Source organism: Bacillus sp. AFS073361 (genome assembly GCF_002567005.1).
GTDB lineage: Bacteria > Bacillota > Bacilli > Bacillales > Cytobacillaceae > Neobacillus.
On record NZ_NUZU01000228.1, the window covers coordinates 25788 to 50419 of the forward strand.

General features: G+C 40.4%; 23 protein-coding genes and 1 riboswitch. Of the genes, 13 read left to right on the forward strand and 10 right to left on the reverse strand.

What is annotated here, in order from left to right:
* Positions 1 to 843, reverse strand: coding sequence for a ComEC/Rec2 family competence protein (locus COJ96_RS27710; protein WP_373561755.1), 843 nt, complete (start codon positions 841 to 843; stop codon positions 1 to 3).
* 269 nt (positions 844 to 1112) lie between these two features.
* Positions 1113 to 2030: a VOC family protein gene (locus COJ96_RS27715; RefSeq protein WP_098576850.1), complete on the reverse strand. Its 918-nt coding sequence runs from the start codon at positions 2028 to 2030 to the stop codon at positions 1113 to 1115.
* 368 nt (positions 2031 to 2398) lie between these two features.
* Here COJ96_RS27715 and COJ96_RS27720 point away from each other — a divergent pair, with 368 nt between their 5' ends.
* From COJ96_RS27720 to COJ96_RS27745, 6 genes are all read left to right on the forward strand, one after another.
* Positions 2399 to 3001, forward strand: a complete 603-nt coding sequence (locus COJ96_RS27720; RefSeq protein WP_257148660.1) for a DUF421 domain-containing protein — start codon at positions 2399 to 2401, stop codon at positions 2999 to 3001.
* A gap of 145 nt (positions 3002 to 3146) precedes the next feature.
* Positions 3147 to 3389 (forward strand): hypothetical protein, encoded by a 243-nt coding sequence (locus tag COJ96_RS27725; RefSeq protein ID WP_180230284.1) that lies wholly within the window; start codon positions 3147 to 3149, stop codon positions 3387 to 3389.
* Between the two features lie 236 nt (positions 3390 to 3625).
* Complete coding sequence (locus COJ96_RS27730) at positions 3626 to 3991, forward strand: DUF2089 domain-containing protein (protein ID WP_098576856.1); 366 nt, start codon at positions 3626 to 3628, stop codon at positions 3989 to 3991.
* Between the two features lie 13 nt (positions 3992 to 4004).
* Positions 4005 to 4394: an SHOCT-like domain-containing protein gene (locus COJ96_RS27735; protein WP_098576859.1), complete on the forward strand. Its 390-nt coding sequence runs from the start codon at positions 4005 to 4007 to the stop codon at positions 4392 to 4394.
* 7 nt (positions 4395 to 4401) lie between these two features.
* Positions 4402 to 4683 carry a hypothetical protein gene (locus tag COJ96_RS27740; RefSeq protein ID WP_098576862.1) on the forward strand — a complete coding sequence of 94 codons (282 nt, stop codon included), beginning with the start codon at positions 4402 to 4404 and terminating at the stop codon, positions 4681 to 4683.
* A 247-nt stretch (positions 4684 to 4930) separates the two neighbouring features.
* Positions 4931 to 5188, forward strand: coding sequence for an aspartyl-phosphate phosphatase Spo0E family protein (locus tag COJ96_RS27745; RefSeq protein ID WP_098576864.1), 258 nt, complete (start codon positions 4931 to 4933; stop codon positions 5186 to 5188).
* 255 nt (positions 5189 to 5443) lie between these two features.
* Here the strand turns inward: COJ96_RS27745 and COJ96_RS28975 are convergent, their stop codons facing one another.
* Positions 5444 to 5617 (reverse strand): hypothetical protein, encoded by a 174-nt coding sequence (locus COJ96_RS28975; protein ID WP_180230285.1) that lies wholly within the window; start codon positions 5615 to 5617, stop codon positions 5444 to 5446.
* Between the two features lie 258 nt (positions 5618 to 5875).
* Positions 5876 to 6838 (reverse strand): bile acid:sodium symporter family protein, encoded by a 963-nt coding sequence (locus tag COJ96_RS27750; RefSeq protein WP_098576867.1) that lies wholly within the window; start codon positions 6836 to 6838, stop codon positions 5876 to 5878.
* A gap of 223 nt (positions 6839 to 7061) precedes the next feature.
* Between COJ96_RS27750 and COJ96_RS27755 the strand changes: the two genes are divergently transcribed.
* Positions 7062 to 8165 carry a 5-methyltetrahydropteroyltriglutamate--homocysteine S-methyltransferase gene (locus COJ96_RS27755; RefSeq protein WP_098576870.1) on the forward strand — a complete coding sequence of 368 codons (1104 nt, stop codon included), beginning with the start codon at positions 7062 to 7064 and terminating at the stop codon, positions 8163 to 8165.
* Positions 8166 to 8534: 369 nt separating this feature from the next.
* Here the strand turns inward: COJ96_RS27755 and COJ96_RS27760 are convergent, their stop codons facing one another.
* The 3 genes from COJ96_RS27760 to COJ96_RS27770 form a co-directional block, all read right to left on the reverse strand.
* On the reverse strand, positions 8535 to 9257 hold the full coding sequence (locus COJ96_RS27760) for an amino acid ABC transporter ATP-binding protein (protein WP_098576872.1): 723 nt from the start codon (positions 9255 to 9257) through the stop codon (positions 8535 to 8537).
* Positions 9254 to 9937 carry an amino acid ABC transporter permease gene (locus COJ96_RS27765; protein ID WP_098576875.1) on the reverse strand — a complete coding sequence of 228 codons (684 nt, stop codon included), beginning with the start codon at positions 9935 to 9937 and terminating at the stop codon, positions 9254 to 9256. Before COJ96_RS27765 ends, COJ96_RS27760 begins: the two co-directional genes overlap by 4 nt.
* A 73-nt stretch (positions 9938 to 10010) precedes the next feature.
* On the reverse strand, positions 10011 to 10808 hold the full coding sequence (locus tag COJ96_RS27770; protein WP_098576878.1) for an ABC transporter substrate-binding protein: 798 nt from the start codon (positions 10806 to 10808) through the stop codon (positions 10011 to 10013).
* An 80-nt stretch (positions 10809 to 10888) separates the two neighbouring features.
* Positions 10889 to 11071, reverse strand: a riboswitch (Lysine riboswitch).
* 183 nt (positions 11072 to 11254) lie between these two features.
* On the opposite strand from COJ96_RS27770, the gene COJ96_RS27775 reads away from it, so the two are divergent.
* Together COJ96_RS27775 and COJ96_RS27780 are read left to right on the forward strand one after the other, a co-directional pair.
* Positions 11255 to 12907: a M20/M25/M40 family metallo-hydrolase gene (locus COJ96_RS27775; RefSeq protein ID WP_098576881.1), complete on the forward strand. Its 1653-nt coding sequence runs from the start codon at positions 11255 to 11257 to the stop codon at positions 12905 to 12907.
* A 571-nt stretch (positions 12908 to 13478) separates the two neighbouring features.
* Positions 13479 to 15044, forward strand: a complete 1566-nt coding sequence (locus tag COJ96_RS27780) for a vanadium-dependent haloperoxidase (RefSeq protein ID WP_306460622.1) — start codon at positions 13479 to 13481, stop codon at positions 15042 to 15044.
* A 79-nt stretch (positions 15045 to 15123) separates the two neighbouring features.
* Here COJ96_RS27780 and COJ96_RS28980 read toward each other — a convergent pair whose 3' ends face one another.
* Complete coding sequence (locus COJ96_RS28980) at positions 15124 to 15261, reverse strand: hypothetical protein (protein ID WP_180230286.1); 138 nt, start codon at positions 15259 to 15261, stop codon at positions 15124 to 15126.
* A 778-nt stretch (positions 15262 to 16039) separates the two neighbouring features.
* On the opposite strand from COJ96_RS28980, the gene COJ96_RS27785 reads away from it, so the two are divergent.
* The 4 genes from COJ96_RS27785 to COJ96_RS27800 all read left to right on the forward strand — a co-directional run bounded on the left by COJ96_RS27785 (position 16040) and on the right by COJ96_RS27800 (position 22370).
* Positions 16040 to 17392, forward strand: a complete 1353-nt coding sequence (locus COJ96_RS27785; RefSeq protein ID WP_098576884.1) for an aspartate aminotransferase family protein — start codon at positions 16040 to 16042, stop codon at positions 17390 to 17392.
* 30 nt (positions 17393 to 17422) lie between these two features.
* Positions 17423 to 18937 carry a CoA-acylating methylmalonate-semialdehyde dehydrogenase gene (locus tag COJ96_RS27790; RefSeq protein ID WP_098576887.1) on the forward strand — a complete coding sequence of 505 codons (1515 nt, stop codon included), beginning with the start codon at positions 17423 to 17425 and terminating at the stop codon, positions 18935 to 18937.
* 423 nt (positions 18938 to 19360) lie between these two features.
* Positions 19361 to 20860 (forward strand): MFS transporter, encoded by a 1500-nt coding sequence (locus COJ96_RS27795; protein ID WP_257148661.1) that lies wholly within the window; start codon positions 19361 to 19363, stop codon positions 20858 to 20860.
* 376 nt (positions 20861 to 21236) lie between these two features.
* The gene (locus tag COJ96_RS27800; RefSeq protein WP_180230287.1) at positions 21237 to 22370 is read left to right on the forward strand and encodes an ROK family transcriptional regulator; all 1134 of its coding nucleotides are present in this window, start codon (positions 21237 to 21239) and stop codon (positions 22368 to 22370) included.
* A 92-nt stretch (positions 22371 to 22462) separates the two neighbouring features.
* Here the strand turns inward: COJ96_RS27800 and COJ96_RS27805 are convergent, their stop codons facing one another.
* The gene (locus tag COJ96_RS27805; RefSeq protein ID WP_098576893.1) at positions 22463 to 24283 is read right to left on the reverse strand and encodes an ABC transporter ATP-binding protein; all 1821 of its coding nucleotides are present in this window, start codon (positions 24281 to 24283) and stop codon (positions 22463 to 22465) included.
* A gap of 7 nt (positions 24284 to 24290) precedes the next feature.
* Positions 24291 to 24632 (reverse strand): ATP-binding cassette domain-containing protein (locus tag COJ96_RS27810; RefSeq protein WP_142333105.1); only part of this gene is annotated, 342 nt, incomplete at its 5' end.

A 24632-nucleotide genomic window follows, 5' to 3' on the forward strand; every position in this document is an offset into this window, starting at 1 on the left:
TTATTTCACCGTCTTTACACTAATTTTCGATCCGTTCGTCGTAAAGATGATATGTCCACTTTTATCGGTCCGATATGTTTTTACTTTCATTGAATTCAAACGATTTACTACCGTGCTGGTAGGGTGTCCGTAACTATTTTTCCCTACACTCAATACAGCATAAGATGGTTTGACAGCTTTTAGGAAGGCAGCACTAGTCGACGTTTTGGCACCGTGGTGACCTACTTTTAATACATCTGCTTTTAACGTTTGTTTAGATTTAATCATATCCGTTTCAGACTTAACTTCAGCATCACCTGTAAATAGGAACGATTTTTTTCCATATACCAGTCGTAAAACCGCACTCCAGTTATTCAAATCACTTTTGCTATACGTCTTTACCGGAGCCACTAAGGTTGCAGACACACCTTTTAATGGAAGTTTCACACCTTTTTGAGCCGTCTTAATTTTGACGGCTTCACGCTTCACAGCTGTTAAAAACTCTTTGTAAGCTTGGGATGTGTGGCTCACCTTTGGAGCGTATACGGATTTTACTTTAAATGCTTTCAGAACTTCATCCAATCCACCGATATGGTCTGCGTCTGGGTGAGTGGCAATCATTACCTCAATATCTTTTACTTTTTGCTTTTTTAAATAAGATACTACATCACTGCCATCTTTATTACCAGCGTCGATGATAATGTCATCACCAGCTGCCGTTTTTATATAAATAGAATCACCCTGGCCTACATTGATAAAGTGAACCTTCATCTCTTTTGTTGCTGCTTCTGTAGATGAAACACCGGATAATAGACCAACTGATAATGTTAGTGCTGTAATGATCTTAAAGATTTTTGTTTTCAAAATTATTCCTTCTTTCTAATAAATTCTAGGTGAAAACAAAGTACGTATGCTTAGAAAGTTGATTTCATTTCTAGTATGCTCTATTTGATAGACCAACACTCCACCTATTGTAAGGCGAAATAACAATTCAATCATTGGTATTTTATTGTCATTACTGGAATAAGTAACTATCCATGTCAGCCATTCATGCAGCAGGTCTTCACGAAAACAAAAAATCCGGCTACCCAGCCGGATCTTAAAAATTCACGTATATTTTTTTATATAAATTCTCACTCTCCCTTGTATGCTTCCCGTAATATCGCAAGATCAAATTTCTTCATTTTAAGGAATGCTTCCGTTACGCGGGCAAGTTGCTCTGGAGTGCCCTTGCTCATCATCTCGTCCATCTCTGTCGGTACAATCTGCCAGGACAAACCAAACTGATCTTTCAGCCAGCCGCATTGTTCGGCTTCAGGTACGGCCGAGAGCTTTTCCCAGTAGTGATCAATTTCATCTTGTGTGTCGCAATATACCATAAATGAAAATGCCTCGTTAAAATTGAATTTGTGCTCATGTGCGCTATCCATTGCGGAGAACCACTGATTTTCAAAGCTAAAATCGGCGAACATGATGGTTCCTTCTTTGTCAGGTTCCATGCCTTTTGGATAGCGGGCGATAAGTCCCTGCTTGGCGTTCTTAAATACGGATAAATAAAAGTTAATCGCCTCCTCCGCTTTGCCGCAATTATCACCGACAAACAATAGGGACGGCACTAATGGGGGACGCTCTTCACCTTCTGGATTGGAAAGTATTAACTGCCAGGAAAAACCATACTTATCCTGAATCCAGCCAAACTTCTCACTGAACGGGTACTTATCAAGTGGCATTAGCGCTGTGCCGCCATCGGACAATTTGTCCCAAACCGCTTGTAATTTTTCTCCTGCATCTTTTTCTCGGGACGGATCAAAATTGACGATGAAAGATACCGATGGATTGAGCTTGAAATGAGGACCGGCACTGATTGCCATGAATTTCTGCCCCCAAAGTTCAAACGAGACAATATCGGAGTCGCCTGATGGAGTATCATGGATAGTGGTTATATTCGTTATTTTCGAGTCCGGGAAGATAGTAGTGTAAAACTCGGCTGCTTCTTTCGCCTCCTTGTCATACCATAAATGCGGAACAATTTTTTGATTGGTTTTCGACATAGTACTGCCTCCTTCATTTTTTCATTGCGCCTTGCCATAAGACAGAACTGCAATTTCGTTTTCCGTCAGACCTTCGGCTAAAAAGAAAATTAAAAAACAATGATCTTCTATTCATTCTAGTAACTTTTAATAATTCCTTCTTAACAATTCTACCTACCTTTTTTCTTTTATAGACATGCATTTCAAACCTATAATAATTTTTGTCCCGCCTTTTCCCATTCTTTCAACGTTCCTACTATGGTAGAACCATACTGATACTCCTTGCTCATCTTCTCCACTTTCATTTGGTGCAGCTTCTTTTTGATAATTTTATTGAGCTTTTAGCATCCTAATCCTAGGACAATTAAAACTATAAAAAGGGTGATTAGGTGGATTTCTCGTTCATTTGGCAGTCGTTCGTTTTGATTTTAGCAGGGATTTTACTGGTAAGAGTTTCCGGTCGAAAATCAATCGCACAGATGACACTTTCGCAAACAATCCTTATGTTATCTATTGGGACAATCATTGTTCAGCCAATTGTTGAAAAAAGCATACTAAAGGCGATTGGGGCAGCAGCGGTCTTTGTAGCAACAGTCTTGGTTGTGGATTATTTACAACTTAAATTCAATGCCATTGAAAAATTTATCACGGGTAAAGCCAAGGTTGTCATTGAGAATGGGGAAATCAATCAGCAAAATTTAAAAAAGCTGCGCCTAAGCGTCGACCAGCTTGAAATGAGAATGCGAAATCTAGGGATATCTAAAATTGGGGATGTGAAATACGCAACGATTGAACCGAATGGATTACTTGGATATGAATTGATTGATGATGCTAAGCCATTAACTACGGGAGAATTTAAACAGTTAATGAACTCCTTTTTAGCTAAATCCCCTAATCAAACTGAGATTATTTCTCCTCGTAATCAAGATGCTGCAAGCATTTTTGAGGAACTCGATGGCAAGCAAAAAAATAATCCTTCATATCTCCAATGAATCCAGAAAATCAACGGTGTGCAAATATATTCAAAGGAGTTTGATTATTGTCAAATCATGAATGCCCCTGAGGCTGAATCTTAACGTATACTTAACTAGAGAAATAGATACTACCGATGACACTAACGGCGGAGAGGATGATGGGATGCGAGTGGTAACAAAGTTGAAAATGGATGAATTGGAGATTATAAAAATCTACACTGGCAAAAGCTTGACCATAACAGTAGAAATATTCACCGTTCCGGACGGCTATAAAAGCTTGGCAACTAACTCCTACCACTGCCATGACTCTTTAACAGGGATCGGATTGCATAAAGATAAAAAAGAGAGTGCCAAACTAGCCATCAAAGATTTACGTGAATTGATGACAGAGTTTACAGAAGAATAAACGGGTACCCGTAAAACCATGCTGATGCTAGCATGGTTTTAGTTTTTATTACTCATACACACGCACTTAATTACGACAGCGCACTCCATCTTGAACATCCCTAAAAAACAGCAAATCAATAATTTTAATCTCCAAATTAATTATTTTAATTTTTTACACCAAATAAATGAATTTCTATATTTACTATTTAATTTTATTGATTTATAATCAAATCAACTAAAGGAAAGGAATTCATTATGGCATATAAAGTAATCACAAATTGTCCTGTCTGCAGCAAAACATTGAAGATTACGAAGCTGCAGTGCTCTCATTGTCACACGACGATTGAAAATGAGTTTGAATTCTCCAAACTGGCGTCATTAACAAAGGATCAGCTTCATTTTGTGGAAGTATTTTTAACATGCAGAGGGAGTATCAAGGAAGTTGAAAAGGAAATGGGGATTTCCTATCCAACTGTTCGTGGCAAACTGAACGACATCATTTCTGCCCTTGGATATGTGCAAAAGAAGAAAAATGAGGTAGACGAGAAAAAGGTTGTCGCCATGTTGGAAAATGGCGAAATCACTCCTGAAGAGGCCATAAAGCTTTTAAAAGATGAATAGGGAGGAATTGACCATGAAAGAGGAAATTGCTAGAGTATTAGCGATGGTGCAAGAGGGAAAAATTGATGCGGATCAGGGGTCTGAACTGATCCAAGTATTAAAAGCGAAAGAAGTAGCAGGAAGTAGTCTAATAGGAAAACCAACGAAATATGTAGATAAAACATTAAAAGTTCGTGTGGTATCAAAAGAAAATGATAACGTCACGGTCAATTTGCCCGTAAAACTTATCAAGGCAGTATTAAAGGCGGGACACAGCATCGCATCGAGTATTCCTCAGTCAGAAAAGTATGTAAAGGATCTCGATATCCACCTTATTATTGAAGCCATCGAAAACGAATTAGAAGGCCAAATTGTGGATGTTAAATCGGCAAACGGAGATACCGTTTCTGTCATCATTGAGTAGGTGGCCTATGCTGCATCTTAAAGTGAAAGCAAAGGACATTCGGCTCTCGCTCCCCATTCCATATGCCATGTTAAACATCGGCATTTCTATTTTGTCTTCAAAATTTATTCATCAGCAGGCAAACAAATGGACAAAAGACTACTTCGAAAGAAAAAAACTGGATCTTACCATTCCACCGTTAGACAAAAAACTGCTAAAGCTCATCGTCGAGGAACTGAAAAATCATAAAGGAATCGTGCTCGTAGATGTCAAAGCGAAGGACGGTACGGAGGTTTTGGTTAGACTATAATGGTATTAGAATACACCGGTCATTGACCGGCTTTTTTATTTAACTCATCTTTAGAAATGACCAAATGAGTGAGTGAAACAGACCCTTTTGTCGAAAAAAACTGCAGGCCTCGTCTAATTTTGTCTCCTTTTCACTTGTTTTATCGAATCTATTACATATCAGTTAATACATGCTATAATTCATTTTAATTCTATTAAAAATGAAGTTTACTGAAATTTTACTAAAAGTTTACGAGGTGTATTCGGCAATGAGACTTGACCTATGTGAAGCTGCTATTAAAGAGAAAAAAGACGAAATGATTAAATTAGGAATGACAAAAGGACTTCAAAACGAAGAAACCATCTATTGCAGCCAAGAACTGGACAAACTTCTTAACGAGTATAATAGGTTATTAGCAGACAATAACCATTCTAAACCTATTAACCATCATGATGACTTTTACTCCTTATTTAGAGATCATATATTAAGGATTTTATCGCTGCCTTACAGATATTTTTTAATATAATGGCACTAGGGGTATCCCTCCACTTAAGTCCTTTAATATACAATTTGTTTAGATTCGTTAATAATAGAGAGAGAATGCACACATGGCATTCTCTCTTTTTTGTCTATTTTTAATAAGGATATAAGGAGTAACAATCTCTTTTTAGTATTGCTCTAAAGAGGCTTTTAAACATAGCAAAAAGGCTTCACTATGGAGTGAAACCTTTTTGTTAACAGAGCTCATCATAATCTAATGTCTTGATGTAAATTAGAGATCCTAACCTACTTTACTTTCTTCTATGGCATGTTGCCAACTTGGGTAGTAATGCAAAGCACTCCGCATTAAATCAGGATAAAGTTGTTTTACCTCTTTTTTGCGTAGAGAATTACCTTGGTTCTGTAACTTCTGGATCTGAGTAATGACTTCCTTTGATGTTAATGGAACATCCATTTTTCATTCCTCCCTTTCCGAGTTATCTTTACTATTTTTCCCTTTGGCTAACAATATTAAACTCGAAAGGTATTCCCTTTTTGACTGCAGGGAATCCTTTATTGTAGAAATGGTATGACCACTTCCCTATCTATTTTATCCACATGGTGTGTAATTTAAATGAAGAAACTATGAAAAAATTATGAAATGTTACCACTGTCAAACAAAATCCCAGAACAAAAAACCTCTCAGCCCGATTCGGCTGAGAGGTGATTCAAATTAACCCACACGTTTCATACTTCCCTCGTTTTGACCCTTCTCCTTCATCCGGCTAAAAATATTCGCTAGAACTGATCCAGATAAATTATGCCAAACGCTGAAAATCGCACTTGGTACGGCCGCTAATGGCGAGAAATGAGCGGTGGCGATGGCGACACCCAAACCGGAGTTCTGCATGCCGACTTCCATTGCAACAGCCTTTTGTTTCGCCAGATCCATCCCGCATACTCGGGCAAAGAAGAATCCAATTAAGAATCCTAATAGATTATGAAGAATGACAACGCCAAAGATTAACAAACCTGTTTCCGCAATCTTCGCCGCGCTGCCCGCAACAACGGCAGAAACAATTAACACAATCGCGATAACGGAAACAAGCGGCAATGCTTTTGCACCGGCTTGTGCCTGTTTTCCAAAGAACTTTTTAATAATAAAGCCAAGCGCCAACGGAATAATGACAACTTGTACAATCGATAGGAATAAAGAGGCCACACTGACATCCACCCACTTACTTGCAAATAAAAGAATCAGCAATGGTGTGACAATGGGTGCAAGAATCGTAGATACAGAGGCAATCGCAACCGCCAGCGCCACATTTCCTCTTGCTAAAAACACCATAACATTCGAAGCCGTTCCGCTCGGGCAGCATCCTACTAAAATAACCCCGACCGCCACTTCCTTCGGTAAATCAAGTCCAACTGCCAATAGAAACGCTAACAGTGGCATGATGATAAAGTGGCCGATGACCCCCAGTGCTACTTCCTTTGGCCTTCTAAACACTTCTTTAAAATCTGATAATTCCAGGGTCAGCCCCATGCCAAACATAACAATTCCTAATAAAGGAACAATATATCCTCCCAACCACGCAAAGTGAGTGGGAAAATTAAACGCAACAACAGCAAAGATTAATACCCATAACGTAAAGGTCTTTCCAGCAAACCCGCTGATTTTCTCGATGACGCCCATAATATAGTACCCCCTGAATTATTTCGTTTCTCCAAATAATTAATATTTTTATATATTAGTATAAATATTTAAAAAAATCAATATTTTCTATACAATAATTATTTTCAGAAAAAATGCAAAGGCTTACATATTTAAAAAGAATTTACAGCAGATATTTCATCTGTGCATTATTTGAAAATTATCTATATAATAAAAATTATATTTATTAAGGAGCAGACAAATAATGACAAAAACACTTACTAGAGCACCATTCAAAGCCGATCACGTCGGAAGCTTCCTTCGTCCCGAACGACTAAAACAAGCACGTCTTCAAAAAGAAAACGGAGAAATCACAGCGGAACAGCTTCGTGCCATCGAAGATGTAGAAATTATTAAATTAGTAGAAAAACAAAAAGAAGCAGGTCTTTCCGCTGTAACTGATGGGGAATTCCGCCGTGCATGGTGGCATTTCGACTTCCTAGCAGGCCTTGAGGGCGTTGAGCTTTACGAAGCTGAGGCAGGAATTCAATTTCACGGTGTCCAAACAAAAGCTCACGGACTAAAGGTGAATGGCAAACTAGACTTCGGTCCGCATCCATTTATCGAAGACTATAAATTCTTGCACAGCATCAAGGGTGACCATGTCGCAAAATTCACGATTCCAAGTCCAAATATGCTCTTTTTTAGAGGAGTTATTGAGGAAGCAGTTTATCCAAACAAAGATGAGTTTTTTGATGATTTAATTAAAGCCTACCAAAAAGCAATTCAGGCATTTTACGAGGCAGGCTGCCGTTATTTGCAGCTTGATGACACTTCATGGGCAGTGTTCTTTTCTGAGAAAGGCCATCAACAAATTGCCGATAAGGGCTATACACCAGAAGAATTAATTAAAATTTTCACCCGTGCCATCAATGAATCGATTGCTAACAAACCAGAAGATATGGTCATCACGATGCATATCTGCCGCGGGAACTTTAAATCGACATACACAGCAAGCGGCGGTTATGATAACGCTTCTGAATATATATTTGGCGAACTGAAGCTTGATGGCTTGTTCTTAGAATTTGATGATGAGCGCTCTGGCGGGTTTGCACCGCTTCAACACGTTAATCGGAAAGATTTACAAATTGTTCTTGGTCTAATTACATCGAAGTTCGGTGACCTAGAAGATCCGGAACGAATCAAAGCCCGTATTGCAGAAGCTGCAAAGTATGTAGACTTAGACCAGCTATGCCTAAGTCCGCAATGCGGATTCTCTTCTACCGAAGAGGGAAATCTATTAACAGAGGAACAGCAATGGGATAAAGTTAGACATGTGATTTCGATTGCGAATGATGTGTGGAAATAAGAGAAATTCGAAAGCGCGGGGACGGTTCCTTTGCTTCCGTTGTCCGTGGTATCAACTATCCTAATATCTATATTTACACAAAAGGCAAGGGCTGCCACCCTTGCCTTTTGTGCTTTAAAACGGAGTTGTTCAGTTCAGTTTTTATGATTTATAAATAATTACTTTGTTACTGAAAGAAGATAGTCAACAAAGTGGAAATTTCTAATAGAAGTTTTATAAAATTATATGAATTCTCACCCATTTAAAAGGCTTTTTTCTTCAATTTCCCCGTTTATTTTTCAAACACAGAGAAATCATCATTAAGCTATAACAGAGCCATAAGATAAAAAAAACCTGCCTTGAATACGCCAAGGCAAGTTTGATTGCATTCTATAATATTTGGTTCAAAAACCTTTTCGTCCGTTCATGTTTTGGATGGACAAAGATATCATTGGGATGTCCTTCTTCAATAATATTTCCGTCTGCCAGCATAATGACTCGGTCGGCCACTTCTTTCGCAAATCCCATTTCATGGGTCACAATCACCATCGTCATCCCGTCACGTGCGAGATCCTTCATTACCTGCAGCACTTCACCAACAAGCTCAGGATCCAATGCTGAAGTCGGCTCATCAAAAAGCATCACTTTTGGTTCCATCGCTAATGCTCTCGCGATCGCTACCCGCTGCTTTTGCCCGCCGGATAATTGTTCAGGATAGTAGTTGGCTTTATCCTCTAAGCCTACCTTTTTAAGAAGGGCCATGGCTTTGGAACTCGCGGCTTCCTTTGTTTCCTTCCTGACAAACATCGGTGCTTCGATAATATTTTCGATGACTGTTTTATGTGGGAAAAGATTGAAATGCTGAAACACCATTCCTACCTTTTCCCTTACTTTATTTAAGTTTGTTTTTGCGAGGTCTATTTTTTCAGAATCGATGATAATGTCACCGCTCTCTGCCACTTCTAAAAAATTGAGGCAGCGAAGCAGCGTACTTTTACCAGAACCACTGGCACCGATTAGAACAACGACCTCTTTCTCTTCTATACTTAAGTTAATATGTTTTAATACGTCAAGCTTACCAAAGGATTTTGAAAGATTGCTAATTTCAATCATGCGATCACTGCCTCCTTAGGTCTGCTGACATCCATTTTCTTTTCAATCCGATTAGCAACCCATGTGAAAATCAGGACGATAATCAAATAATAGACTCCGACAACAAAGTACGTTTCAAATGGCATATAGTTTTCACCTTGGACACTAAGAGCCGTGTTATATAGGTCCGTCACGGCAATATAGGCAACAAGGGAAGAATCTTTTAAGCCAATAATAAACTGATTGGCTAAAGACGGAATTGCTCTTTTGAAAGCCTGCGGGAAAATAATTCTCCTCATCGCAAGAGAATAGGACATTCCAAGTGACCTTGCCGCCTCCATCTGTCCGCGGTCAATGGATTGCACCGCTCCTCTAAAAATTTCCGCAATATAGGCTCCTGTATGTACACCTAATGCCAGAGCCCCTGCCGTGAAGCTGTCCAGATTCACGATATTGGCAAGTCCATAATAAAGGAACATAATCTGAACAATGAGAGGCGTTCCACGAATAATACCTATATAGATATCGGCAATGCGATTTAGTATTTTACTAGAGGAAATTTTAAAGCCCGCAAAAATTATACCAATCACCATCGCAAATAATAGCGAGATGGCCGTTATCGCGATGGTCATCCAAGAAGCTTTCAAAAAAGCAATTCCGTGTTCACTAAAAATACTGATAATATTTTCAATAAATATCATGATGCGTACCTCCTTCGTTGAATCGTGCAAGCACCCACATCAGGTGCTTACACTAAAAATCTTTGATCCCGTCTTACTTTTCCATGATGTTTGTATTAAACCATTTCATACTGATTTTTTCATACGTCCCATCGTCAATCATCGATTGGATAGCTTCGTTGATTTTATCAGCAAGCTCTTTGTTTCCTTCAGCAACCGCTACACTGACACGGTCTTCATTCAATAAATCGCCAATGGCCTTAATTTTTAAGCCTTTTTCATTTTTTGCACTCACACCGACAATTTTATCCGTGATGACCGCATCTAAACGGCCAAGCGCCAAATCTTGAAGGGCGTTAACGTCTGTTGGATAGCCTTTGACTTGATCAGATAATTCATCGGCCATGTCTTTCCACGTACTAGCTTGAATAACACCAATTTTTTTGCCTTTTAAATCCTCTTTCGATTGAATCGCAGAATTGCCTTCCGCTACAAAGATTTGTGCACCAGATAAATAATATGGATTGGTGAAATCAACTTGCTTATCCCGCTCAGGTGTAGCAGTCATACTTCCAATAATGGCATCATATTTGTTTGCCTTTAATCCTTGGATAATCGTTTCCCATGGATTGGTTACAGGATTGGCTTCCAGCCCAATTCTCTTAGCAATTTCTCTTCCAATTTCAACATCAAATCCAGTCAATTTACCGTCTTTCTTAAAGTTTAACGGTGGATACTGCCCGGTCATCGAGAATGTTAACGCACCTTTTTTCACTAACTCATGCTTAGAGCCACTTGCTTTTGCTGCCTTTTCTCCATCAGGCTTCTCCGTGCCGCAAGCAGATAAAATCAACATCATCGCTGCTGCTAATAAAAATGCAAACTTTTTCATAAAAATCCCCTCCTAGTTAATAAAAAAACACCGTCACTGTGAATATGACGGTGTTCTACACACCCTCATCAGTTAGCATTGGTGAAGATAGTTCTCCACAATTCCAAGGAACTGTGACAGTTCTGCCCCTATTCGAGTACAGACCCAGCTTTCTGAAAGACGTGATTTCAGAAGCTTCGGCGATGGATCCTTTTTCCTATTTTCATAGATTTCACTGAATCTCCAATAGGATACTAATAACAATCGCGACCTCTACCCCATCTAATGCTTAAAGATGAGGATTTATATTTAGTTTAATGAAACAAGTTTTAGTATATATAAATATTCTTACTTTTGCAATAATATTTTTGATGTTATTTTTTATCAAAATTAAAGACTTGACGGGCTTTCTCTTCTGATATACATTTTTTCTAAATACCAATTTACTAGAAAAGAAGGTCAGGCGTATGTTGCAATGTCGTGAGGATGTGCTGACATTCACGAAACAGCTTGTAAACATTGAAAGTGTCGTTAATACCAATGGCGAAAAGGCCATTGCTCAGTCTTTATATTCTATGATTTCTTCTATGCATTATTTTTCACAAAACCCTAGCCACCTAGTGTTAGAGCAAACACTCAACGACGATCAAGAGCGTTATAACGTTCTTGCTTTTGTGAAAGGAACGAAGGGAGCGAGCAGCCGCACGGTGATTTTGTTGGGTCATATTGATACGGTTGGGATTGAAGATTTTAACCATTTAAAAGACCAGGCTTGCTTCCCAGACCAACTGATGGAGTCACTAAAAACGGAACAGCTGCCGGCTGCTGCTAAAGAACATTTAGACTCAGGCGACTGGTTATTTGGCCGCGGTGTCCTTGATATGAAAAGCGGGGTTGCCAGCCACTTATATCTCTTAAACTATTATTCCGAGCACCCTGAAGAACTAGACGGAAACATCGTTCTCTTATCAGAATGTGACGAAGAGGACAGTTCACACGGTGTTCTTTCCGCATTGAAAACATTGAAACGGTGGAAAAAGGAACATGGGTTTAACTATGTTGCCGCAATTAATGCGGATTTCGTTTCACCAAGATATGAAGGCGACGAAAATCGCTATATTTACAAGGGTACCGTTGGAAAGCTGCTGCCATCTTTCTTTATTACCGGAGCAGAAACGCATGTAGGCTCCGCCTTTGAGGGTCTTGATCCGAACTTTATTGCCGCCGAGCTGACCAGGCAAATCAATTACAATCCGGAGCTTTGTAACGAAGCGTTTGGTGAAACCACCGTGCCTCCTGTTTCGTTAAAACAAACGGATTTGAAGCCTTCTTATACCGTTCAAACGGCCTTAGCTGCCTATGTTTATTACAATTTCTTTATTCATTCCTGGTCGCCAAAGGACGTGCTTGAAAAATTAAGGGAACAAGCGATCATTGCTTTTACCAATGCCCTGACTTCCTTTGAAGAACGGTATAAACAATACAGCACATTGAGCGGCGAACCTTATGTACAGCACCCTTGGAAACCTAGAGTGATGACGTACGAGGAAATGGAACAATTATTGGTCGAAGAGAACGGCGAAGCGTTCACGGCACATATGAGTCAATTTAAAGAACAGCTTTTAAAAAATACAGAACTAGATACGCGCATGTTTGCGGCAAAAGTGGTCGAGGAAGCTTGGAAATGGATGAAGGATAAAAACCCAGCCATTATTCTGTTTTACTCATCCCTGTACTCTCCAAGAATTGAATTGACAGGGAAAACAACGGACGAGCTTGCTTTAATTACGGCCTTGGATGAAGCTGTGGAAGAACTCCAGCCATACTATCAACATCCGATGGTGACACGTAACTTTTTCCCTTATATCTCTGATATGAGTTTTGTTGCGCTAAGTGATGACGAAGCCGGTATTAATGCTGAATCAAACAATAACCCGGGCTGGGGCACCAAGCTCTTTGTAGACTACCAAGACATTCGCGACATCAATGTACCAGTAATCAACATCGGCCCTTATGGTCTAGATGCTCACAAGAAACTTGAAAGACTAGAAATGACTTACTCCTTTGAAATCGTACCAAATTTAACAAACCTCGTGATTCAGAAACTATTAAATCATTGAGGCCAAAAGCCTGTAGACTCGTCTGGTCTACAGGCTTTTTTGTTTTGCGACAGCGGCGCGATCGGAAAATAAGCGGAGTTTTTCCGGTTAAATGCAGAATGGAGCTCGATTTGGGGTAAATAAGGGAAGTTTTTCCGGTTATTCAAAGCAAAATCCACCACTTTCGCGCTTTTCGAGTAAATAGGCGGAATTTCTCCGGCTATTTTGGTTATTTTTAATGATAATTTCTAAATAAGCGGAATTTTTCCGCTTATTTATCTGATCGGATGCTTAACATGATCCCCCAACCGATAAGAGCGGACCCTTTTGATCCCGGATGCGGGAAACTAATTGAGAAAGTGCTTTTTTTACCGTTTAAAGACTTGCGGAGTAGTTAATATAAAAAGAATAGTTAGAGAAGAATTTGAGGATAAAACTATCTTTAGTTTAATAGAAATTTGTCAATTTATATTTCGACCATACCATTCTGAGACCAAGAGTTTAATATATTTTCCCCCAATGCCATTTCCAAGAATAGTAAATTTCTTTAACAAAAAAAGAAAAAATGAATACGATAAATAGAGGTGATCTATTGGACAAGCACAAATTTAAAAAGGTAATTAAAAAAATGTCCAGGTATATAAATTCGTGTCTTCTCGGTCCCTTATCTCCTGCCGAAAGACGCGATAAAGCATTTGAAATTCGTATGGAGGCCGCGAAATTCTATAAGAATCAGCCGCTGGTCAACCATCGAAATAATGGGGATGAAGATAGGTATCCAAATAAAATAGCCAGTTATTCGAAAGCATTGCCGCATAATGAGTTAGGAGAGGTTAATCTCAAAGCATATCATAATTATTTAGAAGCTTTGAAATCAGGAGACTCGAAAGATTTTGAGAAGATTCCAATGGGTGGTGTTGTGAAGCTGGTAAATCCACAATCTGCATATGCATATGACTTAGTCGGACCCGATAGTCATCAGCTGGTTCTTCACGCACCTCCAGACTTTAGCAGTGCTGATCTTGCTGGAGAAATGGTTGAACTTTATTGGCAAGCACTTGCAAGAGATATTCCTTTCAATGAATACGATAGCAACCAATTAACAAAGGATGCAGCCGCAGAACTTTCAGGTCTGCCTGTTTTTCACGGCCCAAAAATCAATGGACAAGTCACGACAGGTACATTGTTCCGCGGGAACTATCCAGGCAGCATAGAAGGGCCATATATTTCACAATTTTTATGGAAAAATATACCTTTTGTTTCAACTGAAATTATCCAACAATACCATACTATTCTGCCTGGGGATGACCATTTAACTTCCTATAGCGACTGGCTGGCAGTACAAAACGGCTCAAGTCCTCATAGCAAAAAAATGGATTCCGTCCCCCGCTATATTCGCAATGGCCGGGATTTGGCCGAATGGGTACACAATGATAGTTCGATTGATAGCGGGTTAATGGCTTGTTACCTTTTGCTAAGCTATGGCAGTAAAGCATTAGATCCGGAAAATCCTTATTTTAACTCTGCCACACAAGTTGGATTTCCTACCTTTGGGGTCCCGCATATTTTGGACTTCATCACAAGAGCTTCACGTCCAGCCCTTGATGCAGTCTGGTTCCAAAAATGGCTCGTTCATCGCCGGTTCCGCCCAGAAGAATTCGGTGGTCGGATTCATAATAAGATGATGGGTGCTGATTACCCCATCAATCCGGTGGTTATGAGTTCGGAAGCACTTATCCAAACATTTAATAAATTCGGTACGTACTTGCTTCCTCAAGCTTATTCAGAAGGATGTCCAACTCACCCTTCTTATCCTTCCGGTCATGCCGCCTTTATTGGGGCGATGGTAACAATGATGAAAGCCTTCTTTGATGAATCGTATGAAATACCCGATCCGGTTGTAGCAAGTTCTGACGGTCTTCACCTTCTGCCTTATGATGGGAAGCTAACACTAGGAGGGGAACTGAATAAACTTGCAGCAAATATTGCCATTGGGCGAACGATTGCTGGGGTTCACTACCGTAGTAGTGCGATCAATGGTATGTTACTTGGAGAAGCTGTAGCCATAGGAATCTTAAGAGATTACAAGCGAACCTATAATGAGAGTTTCAAAGGATTCTCTCTTACAAAATTTGATGGATCTAAAATAACCACCTGAGAATTTGATGATTATGAAAAATAGTTACGCAAGATTTGGAGAACCATTATTTATACCGAATGCTTCCAAACGATAATATTTAAAGGATTAAGGCCACTCTGCAAATGGGAGTGGCCTTTTCTATTAGGGGGCGCAAAAATCTATATGGCTCCATTCCAGCGACGAGAGCAAGACTGGCAAAGCTCACTCCCCAAGAGGTAAATTTCTTTTTTTGCATGCGAAGGACTCCTTTCAATTTGTAAAGTACTTTCTAAGTCCATGACTGCATTATGAAACTCCCAGCTTAAATTAATCTTAAGAAGTGCGAAGGGGCCAAGTGGACGCCTTTCCTGGCTTTTTTGCATTTAAAGTGACCACTAGAACCGTCCCCATGGTTTTCGGACCAATGTTCGGACACGATTGCCTTTGAAACTACTCAACCATTGGCGATTCCTAGTATTTTTCCAGCAAATGTCGTAAGCTTCGGAAAATATGTCATAAGTGTACAAAATTATGTTATAAGTCTCTTAAAATATATCATAAGCTTATCCAGCTCAGATTAATTACCAGTATTTTTCCAATAAATGTCGTAAATTTCGTAAAGTACGTCATAAGTAACCAAAATTATGTCATAAATCTCTTAAAATACGTCATAAGTGTCCGCCTTTATGTAATAAATCTAATCAAATGAGGAAAAAAGGATCAGTCCCCGCTGCGTTAAAACAGCGGAGATCTGATCCTTTTTTTCTATCACACTTTTTCACGGCATAATATACTATTAAGCATAACGTTCCCACCTTAAGCGTAGTCTTCATAGGAAGTTAATTTATCCTCACGATGACTGTAGCCATTATTAACACTTGGCACAAAAATCCTCTTAGTATGTAAGAGGCGATGAATTGTTGTCAATATGTTAAACATCTTTTGAAAACGTTTTACATTATGTCTGATGATTATAGGGTCATTACCCTTCACAATAAAGATAGACGAAACAAATTGTAAAGGAGTGACTCAGGATGGGAAATGTTCAAACAGGTGAAAATTTAGTCACGAAAGATGAGAAATACCTTTGGCATGCAATGAAGCCGTATAACCCGCAAGCTACTAGCATCATTCAAAAAGCGGAAGGTGCTTGGCTGACAGATATTGAGGGGAATCGTTATTTAGATGCCATGTCGGGACTATGGTGTGTAAATGTGGGTTATGGAAGAGAAGAAATTGCAAAAGCGGCATATGACCAGCTTCTCGAGAATAACTATACACCATTAACAAATGGGCATCCTACGGCGATTTTACTGGCTGAAAAAATCAGCGAATTATTAGGTAGAGATTATGTAGTATTTTTCTCCAATAGCGGCTCTGAGGCAAATGAAACAGCCTTTAAAATCGTCAGGCAGTATTACCAGCAAAAAGGGCAAGGCAGCCGTTATAAAATTGTCTCCCGGTATCGCGCCTATCACGGGAACTCCATGGGAGCACTTGCCGCAACAGGGCAAGCAGAACGGAAATATAAATACGAACCATTAGCACCTGGATTTATTCATGTGAAAGCGCCGGATCAATATCGCTCCAATGAGGATGGATTTAAGAATCCAACCGATTTACCTTCCGTTAAAGCAGTAGACGAAATCATGACATGGGAACATTCAGAAACGATTGCGGCAATGATATTGGAGCCGATTATTACAGGCGGCGGGGTCATTATGCCTCCGGATGATTACTTAAAGGGTGTAAAAGAAGTTTGCGAGAAGCATGGTGCCTTATTAATTGTCGATGAAGTCATCTGCGGCTTTGGACGGACAGGAAAAGCCTTTGGCCATCAGCATTATGGGGTACAGCCAGACATTATTACCATGGCAAAGGGGCTTACCAGCGCGTATATGCCACTATCAGCGACAGCAGTCAAGAGAGAAGTTTATGAAGAGTTTACGAAAAGCGGCAATTATGACTTCTTCCGTCATATCAATACATTTGGAGGCTCCCCGGCGGCATGTGCAGTGGCCTTAAAAAATCTAGAAATTATGGAACGAGAAAATTTATTTGAACAATCTACCGAAATGGGTGCGATTTTAATAGAAGAATTAAAAACTAGAATAGCACAACATCCACATATTGGTGATATTCGCGGAAAAGGCTTGCTGGTTGGAATCGAGCTAGTCGAAGACCGTGAGACAAAAAATCCTTTAGCTGTAGAAAAGGTCAATCAAGTAATTGCAAAGTGTAAAGAGCAAGGACTCATTATCGGAAAAAATGGTGTAACCGTCGCAGGATACAACAACGTATTAACCTTATCCCCACCATTAAATATTACGTTAGAGGAAAAGGATTTTATTCTAGCAAAATTAGTTCAGGCCATTGAAGCTTTATAAAGCTTTTCAAATCGAAAGGAGAACGAATAGATGACAAACATAACTGACGTGAAAGAACTTACGCATTTTATTGATGGAAAAATGACTAAGGGTGAAAGCGGCCGTTTTTCAGAAGTGTTCAATCCGGCAACAGGCGAAGTCATTGCGAAAGTACCGTTAGCTTCCTCTAATGAAGTGAAAGGTGCCATAAAAAAAGCAGAAGCGGCCTTTCCGGCATGGCGTGATCTCTCCGTAGCGAAGCGGGCAGAAGTTATCTTGAATTTCCGCAACTTGCTAAAGGAAAATAAAGATAAAATCATCGAATTAATCTGCATCGAAAGCGGGAAAACAGAAGAAGACGCAAATGGTGAAATTACCCGTGGATTAGAATCAGTTGATTTAGCGATGAATGCGCCTCATTTCATGAAAGGCGAATATTCCGTAAATGTAGGCGGACAGATTAATGCCTATTCAGCAAAATATCCACTTGGTGTAGTGGCCGCCATCTCTCCCTTCAATTTTCCAATCATGGTGCCATTAGCGCAAACAAGCATGGCCGTAGCCGTTGGAAATGCAGTTATTTTAAAAGCTTCTGAACGTGTACCTATGACCGCTTTATATATTTGTGAATTATGGAAAGAAGCAGGCCTGCCAGATGGAATTTGGACAGTCATCAATGGCGATAAAGAGGCGGTAAATGAACTACTTGAAAATCCAGCTGTGCAGGCGATTTCATTCGTCGGGTCGACACCAGTAGCCCACTATATTTATGAAACGAGCGCTAAATATGGCAAACGTGTGGTTGCCTTAGGCGGCGGAAAAAATAATATGGTCGTTATGCCTGATGCTGATTTAGAACAAGTAGCGAATGCGTTCATCAGTGCAGGGTATGGCGCTGCCTCACAACGGTGTATGGCCATTTCTACATTAATGCCGGTCGGGCAAGAAACGGCGGACCGCTTGGTAGAAATTTTAAAAGAAAAGGTTAGCCGCTTAAAAGTTGGTGCTTTTACAGACGGTGCAGATTACGGCCCCGTTATTTCCAAGCAAGCAAAAGAAAACATTTTAAAAGCAATAGACCTCAGTGAAGAAGAAGGGGCAATCCTCGTTTGTGATGGACGTAATCAAGACATTACCAAAAATGACGGAGGATTCTTCCTGGCCCCAACATTGCTTGATCATGTGAAACCAGGTATGAAAATATATGATGAAGAAGTTTTCGGCCCTGTTCGTAATATTGTCCGTGTTGATACGTTAGAAGAAGCAATCCAATTAATTAATCAGCAAGAATTAGCCAATGGTGTAACCATCTATACCAATAATGGGCTGGCAGCCAGAAAATTCACGACTGAAATTGATGTAGGAATGGTCGGGGTGAATGTACCAATTCCAATTCCAGTCGGCTTTCATAACTTTGCTGGTTTTAAGGGCTCAAGATTTGGCGACGGGCAAATGTTTGGCCCAGATCAAGCACGGTTCTATACAAAGACCAAAACAGTTTCAGAACGTTGGTTATCATCAAGTGATAATAGTGATCTATCCTTTGCCTTCCCTAGCAATAAATAACACAGCCAGTTAGTTAATTTTAGTGATTGCGCCGATTTCAAATTGGAATCGGCTTTTTTAATTTTTGTAGATTCGCCACAGAATGGAGTTTCACTTCAGCAAATGGGGTTTTATTCATTCATTTTATTATTTCAAAAAAATTTATTAACTTGTATATTGTTCATTTAAAAGACATGTGTTACTATTAACTCAAAGCTTAGTTTATCCGATAAACAAACTAAGTTTGTAAAATATTTCTAGATCGGTAGCGAATGCAGCAATTCACTTTAAAAGAGGTTACCATTTTCTACCCATCTCTGAAAGCGGTTAACGGCTTAAAAAGATTTGAGGGATTCAATTTTTCCAAAAGATGATACTACCAATATCTAGTAATGTAAGCGGATAAGTGATTGAAAATTTTGCTAAAAAGGAGATTTGACTGACATGGCTTTAATGGAATCAACTGTTAAACAAATGAACAAAAACACTCAAAACATTCAACATAACGAATACCATAAGCTCAGCCTTTCTGAACGAGTTGGCTACGGTCTTGGGGACTTTGCCCAAAACCTCGTATTTGGTACAGTTGGAGGATTCCTAGCTCTCTATCTGACGACCGTTAATGCCATTGGTACGGCAGCAGCTGGGTTCATCTTCTTGTTTGTCCGTATCGTGAACGTATTCTGGGATCCGATGGTTGGTACCTACGTCGATAAACATACCTTCAAGAACGGAAAATATCGTCCTTGGCTTCTAATTGCAGGGATTCCACTTATTATCTTATCAGCGATGCTCTTTGTTCCAATTCCAGCCATTCGTGGTTCAGTGCCAATCGCCTTTATCACTTACTTTCTGCTTGACTTGGTTTATTCAGTGGTTAACATTCCTTACGGCTCGCTCAATGCTTCACTTACACGTGACCCTGAATCCGTCGATAAAATCACAACTACTCGAATGATGTTGGCTAATATTGCTAACCTTTTGGTTTATACACTGTTTCCAATGTTTGTCCAAATGGCATCCCCATTAGACCGTTCGGCCAAGGACACAGGTTTCTTTGGTCTCAAGATCAACATGGGTACGTATACAGATGCATCTGCAAGTCACGCTTGGTTTGGGGTTTACATGGTTTACATGGTACTTGGTGCTGTGGCACTGTTCTTCTGCTACCGTCTTACAAAAGAACGCGTGGTCGCAACGGCGGAACAATCGGCAGAAGTGAAAGCGACCGACCTGTTCGTTGAATTGAAGAACAACAAACCACTCGTTATTCTAGGTCTATTCTTTATGCTTGCCTTCACCTTCATGTTCTTCATGAATACTGTGAATGGCTTCTTTAACCAATACACGGTCAACCACTCAGACTGGATGGGGGCAGTAGGTCTCATCGCCTCCATCCCTGGTATTGCTTTTCCAGTCTTTTGGCCAAAATTAAGGAAAATCTTCGGTAAAAAGGGTTTTTTCCATTTCTTCCTTGGTATGTTTGTTGTTGGTGAAATCCTTACTTGGGTATGGTCGTTAGATGGCATGCATGATTCACTCACCCTTGCCTATGTTTCAACCTTCATCAAACAGTGGGGTCTTACTTCAGCAACTGGTTTCATGTGGGCACTCGTTCCCGAAGTTGTCTCTTATGGTGAAATGAAGTCTGGCAAACGTAACGCTGCGATCATCAACGCGATTATGGGTCTCTTCTTCAAGATCGGCTTCACTCTTGGCGGTGCCGTTCCACTTTGGTTCCTTGCTGCCTATGGCTTCGATGGGCATGCAGTGAAACAAACGGCTAGTGCTCTTTCCGGTATCAATATCACAGCTATCTGGATTCCAGCAGTGCTTGCTATCGTTTCAATGATTGTGATGGCTCTTTACCCGCTATCAGATAAAGACGTCGAAGATATCAATAAGCAACTAGATGCTTCTCGTGCCAAAGCAAAAACTATCTGAACTGTGAGTCGCAAATAGATACTATAAAAAATACAAACCCACTCTTTTTCGTTTGAGTGGGTTTGTATTCTTTACCGGCCCTCATAGGAAAGTGCTGGAGTAATAAGCCGCCATTTAGCACGTTTCATTTAGTTTGTCCATTTAACAAACTAAGATGCTAATTTTTTTTTTAAAAGGCTAACTGTTTCTTACAACCACCCTTTGCTCTGCCTTATGCCTACTATACAGATGCGAGTACGTTTGCAGACCTTTTCGTTTCTTCCATCCAAAAAAGATAGTTTAGGCATGCATCAGTAAGATTGTATAATCAATAAACAAAGTTTTGTGTTAAAATTGATTTACTACTAAATAAGGAGTTTTTTATAAAGTGGGAACCATGACATGGAATCATCAAACGGTAAAAAGAAATAACAAAGCCCTTGTATTACAAATGATTATTGAAAAAGAGCCGATATCAAGAGCTGATATCGCCCAAATAACAGGATTGAATAAAGCAACAGTGTCTTCTTCCGTAAATGAGTTATTGGAACAGGAACTTATTTACGAATCCGGCACCGGGGAATCCAGCGGTGGTCGGCGACCCGTGATCCTGCATTTCAACAAGACGGTCGGATATGCCATTGGCATTGATATCGGTGTGAATTACGTTCTATGCGTGATGACGGATTTAAAAGGGAATATTTTGTTAGAGAAACATGAAAGCGTTAACCGAACCCCCTACCCTGCGATTATAAGCAAAATCCAAGATATGATTGGGTCGATCATGGATTCCATGCCTAACAGCAGGTATGGAATCGTTGGGATTGGTGTAGCTGTGCCTGGGATCGTGAACACAAATGGAACGGTCCTGCTAGCTCCAAACTTAGGCTGGACCAACATTGGATTAAAAAAGGACCTTGAGGACTTATACCATGTTCCCGTAATCATTGAAAATGAGGCGAATGCTGGGGCGATTGGTGAACAACAATTCGGTGCGGGTCAAGATTATCAGAACATCATCTATATCAGTGCTGGAATCGGAATCGGTGTTGGAATCATCATAAACAAAGAATTATATCAAGGAAAAAATGGATTCTCCGGTGAAATGGGTCATATCATTATTGATCTCAATGGAAAGCCTTGCAGCTGTGGGAGCAGAGGCTGTTGGGAAGCATATGCCTCTGAAAATGCCCTTCTGGAAAATCCCGGCTTTGATTCACTTGAGACATTGATTCAGTCGGCTGAGGGTCGTAATGAAATGGCCAAGAGTCACTTTGAAAAAATCGGTAAATACCTTGGTTATGGAATTAATAATATTATTAACACCTTTAACCCCGATCAGGTCATCATCGGCAATCGATTAGCGCTGGCAAAAGAATGGATGGAGCCGCCAATTCAGACTACGATTGAAAAACACACTCTTACGCTCCATCAAAAGGGGCTGCACTTGGATTTTTCACGGCTTGGAAAATATTCAAGCGCATTAGGTGTTTCTGCTTTTGTTGTTGAGAACTTTATTAAAACCGAATAAAAAGAAGCCAGTCCCCCGCTGCGGGGAGAAAATGCCTGAATGCCACAGGGACGGTTCTAGCACAAGAACCGTCCCCATGGTCCCACTCCTCGTCACCCATGATCAAGCATTTTGTATTGGGCTTTCACTAATTCATAATAGATTCCTTGTTTAGCCATGAGATGTTCATGATTTCCCTGCTCCAGGATATGTCCGTGATCAAGAACCAGAATGTTGTCGGCTTCCCGGATGGTTGATAACCTGTGGGCAATCATAATGGCGGTTCTTCCTTTTAATAACGTTCTTAATGCCTTTTGAATCTTGACCTCTGATTCCGTGTCAATACTTGCGGTGGCTTCATCCAAAATGAGAATTTTTGGCCCAGCGAGAAGGGCCCTGGCGAAAGAAAGGAGCTGACGCTCACCCACCGACAAGATATTGCCCCGCTCTTCCACCTCGGTTTGATAGCCATTCGCAAGCTGGTTAATAAACGAATCGGCACCTACTACCTTCGCGGCAGCGATCACTTCCTCGTCACTGGCTCCCGGATTTCCAAAACGAATATTTTCCATAATCGTTCCTGAAAAGATAAACGTGTCCTGCAGGACCACACCTATTTGCGAGCGCAGACCCGCAATCGACAATTCATGAATGGGGTGACCATCGATTTTGACCACACCCGAGGTAGCATCATAGAAGCGGCTGACCAAGTTAGCAATGGTCGTCTTCCCGGAGCCCGTATGGCCGACAAGCGCAACCGTCTCTCCCGCTTTTATCGAAAAAGAAATACCGTTTAACGCCTTTCTTGATCCATCATAGGAAAATTCCACATCCTCAAAATCAATCTGCCCTTTAATAGAAGAGAGAATCATAGGTTTGGAGGCCTCCGACACCAGCGGTCTTTCATCTAAAAACTCAAAAATTCGCTCCGAAGAGGCCATTCCGATCAACAGCTGATTATACAGCTGGCCAAGTCGCGAAATCGGCTCCCAGAACATCCCTAAATAAAAGGCAAAGGAGACAAATTCCCCGATTGTACTTTCACCACCCGAAACAAGAAATGCCCCGTACCAGATGAGAATGGCTGTCCCCAATGCATTGGTGACCTCGACAAACGGTCCAAACATGGCATTTTTATGGACTGCTTGTTTCCAAGTTTCAAAGTTTTCCTGGTTGACTCCCTTAAAAAATTGAATGTTTTCTTTTTCCTGGGTAAAGGCCTGCGTGACGCGGATGCCTTGAATGCTTTCATTTAAATGGGAATTGAGTTTCGACTGAACGAGCCGAACTGATTGCCACTGCAGCCGAATCTTTTTTCGCAGGCTGGTGGAGATGAAAAACATGATCGGCAAAATCACCATAATCACAATCGTTAATTTGGCATTCAAAGAAAATAAGATAATAATAACCGACAGCAATAGGAGAAAATCGGTTAATAGATTAATCACTCCGCTTGTAAATAGCTCCTGCAGGGAATTAATATCATTCATAATCCTCACAAGAATCGATCCGCCCGAACGCTGGTCGAAGAACCTATGTGATAAGGACTGTACATGTGTAAACAAATGCTGCCGCAAATCATAAATGACATTTTGCCCGAGCTTATTCATCCAGCGTATTCTTAGCAAATTGACAAAATAGGATAAAACATATAACCCTGAAATGATGAAAATCAGCTGGAGCAATAAGGTGGTATCTTTTTCAACAATCGCCTTGTCAAGGGTATAGACGCCAATTAAAATCGGAATGATTAAACGGATGGCGGTTGAAATGATCACTGTCATAAACGAAAGGGGCAGTAAATTTTTTGTATAGGGCTTTAAGTATTGCAGCAAGCGCCACATCTGCTGCCAGTTAAACGATTTATCTATCACTTCATCCTGAGAGTAATGAAACCGCTCGAGGATGAGTTGTTTCTTTCGCTGTTCCTCCATGTTTCACTTATCCTCCCGCCTTTTGCATAATTGCTGCCTGATCCTGATATTGGATATTGTAGATACGCCGGTACGCTCCACCATGGGCGAGCAGCTGTTCATGTGTGCCGCGTTCGATGATCCTTCCCTGATCCAGCACCAAAATTTCATCGGCATGCTTTAGTGAAGAAATACGATGGGCAATAATAAACGTCGTCCTCCCCTTCATGACTTCTCGAAGGGCTCTTTGAATATGAAGTTCCGTTTCCATATCGACCGCGCTAGTGGAATCATCTAAGATGAGAATCGCCGGATTCATGCAAATGGCGCGTGCAATCGCAATCCGCTGTTTTTGCCCCCCGGAGAGACC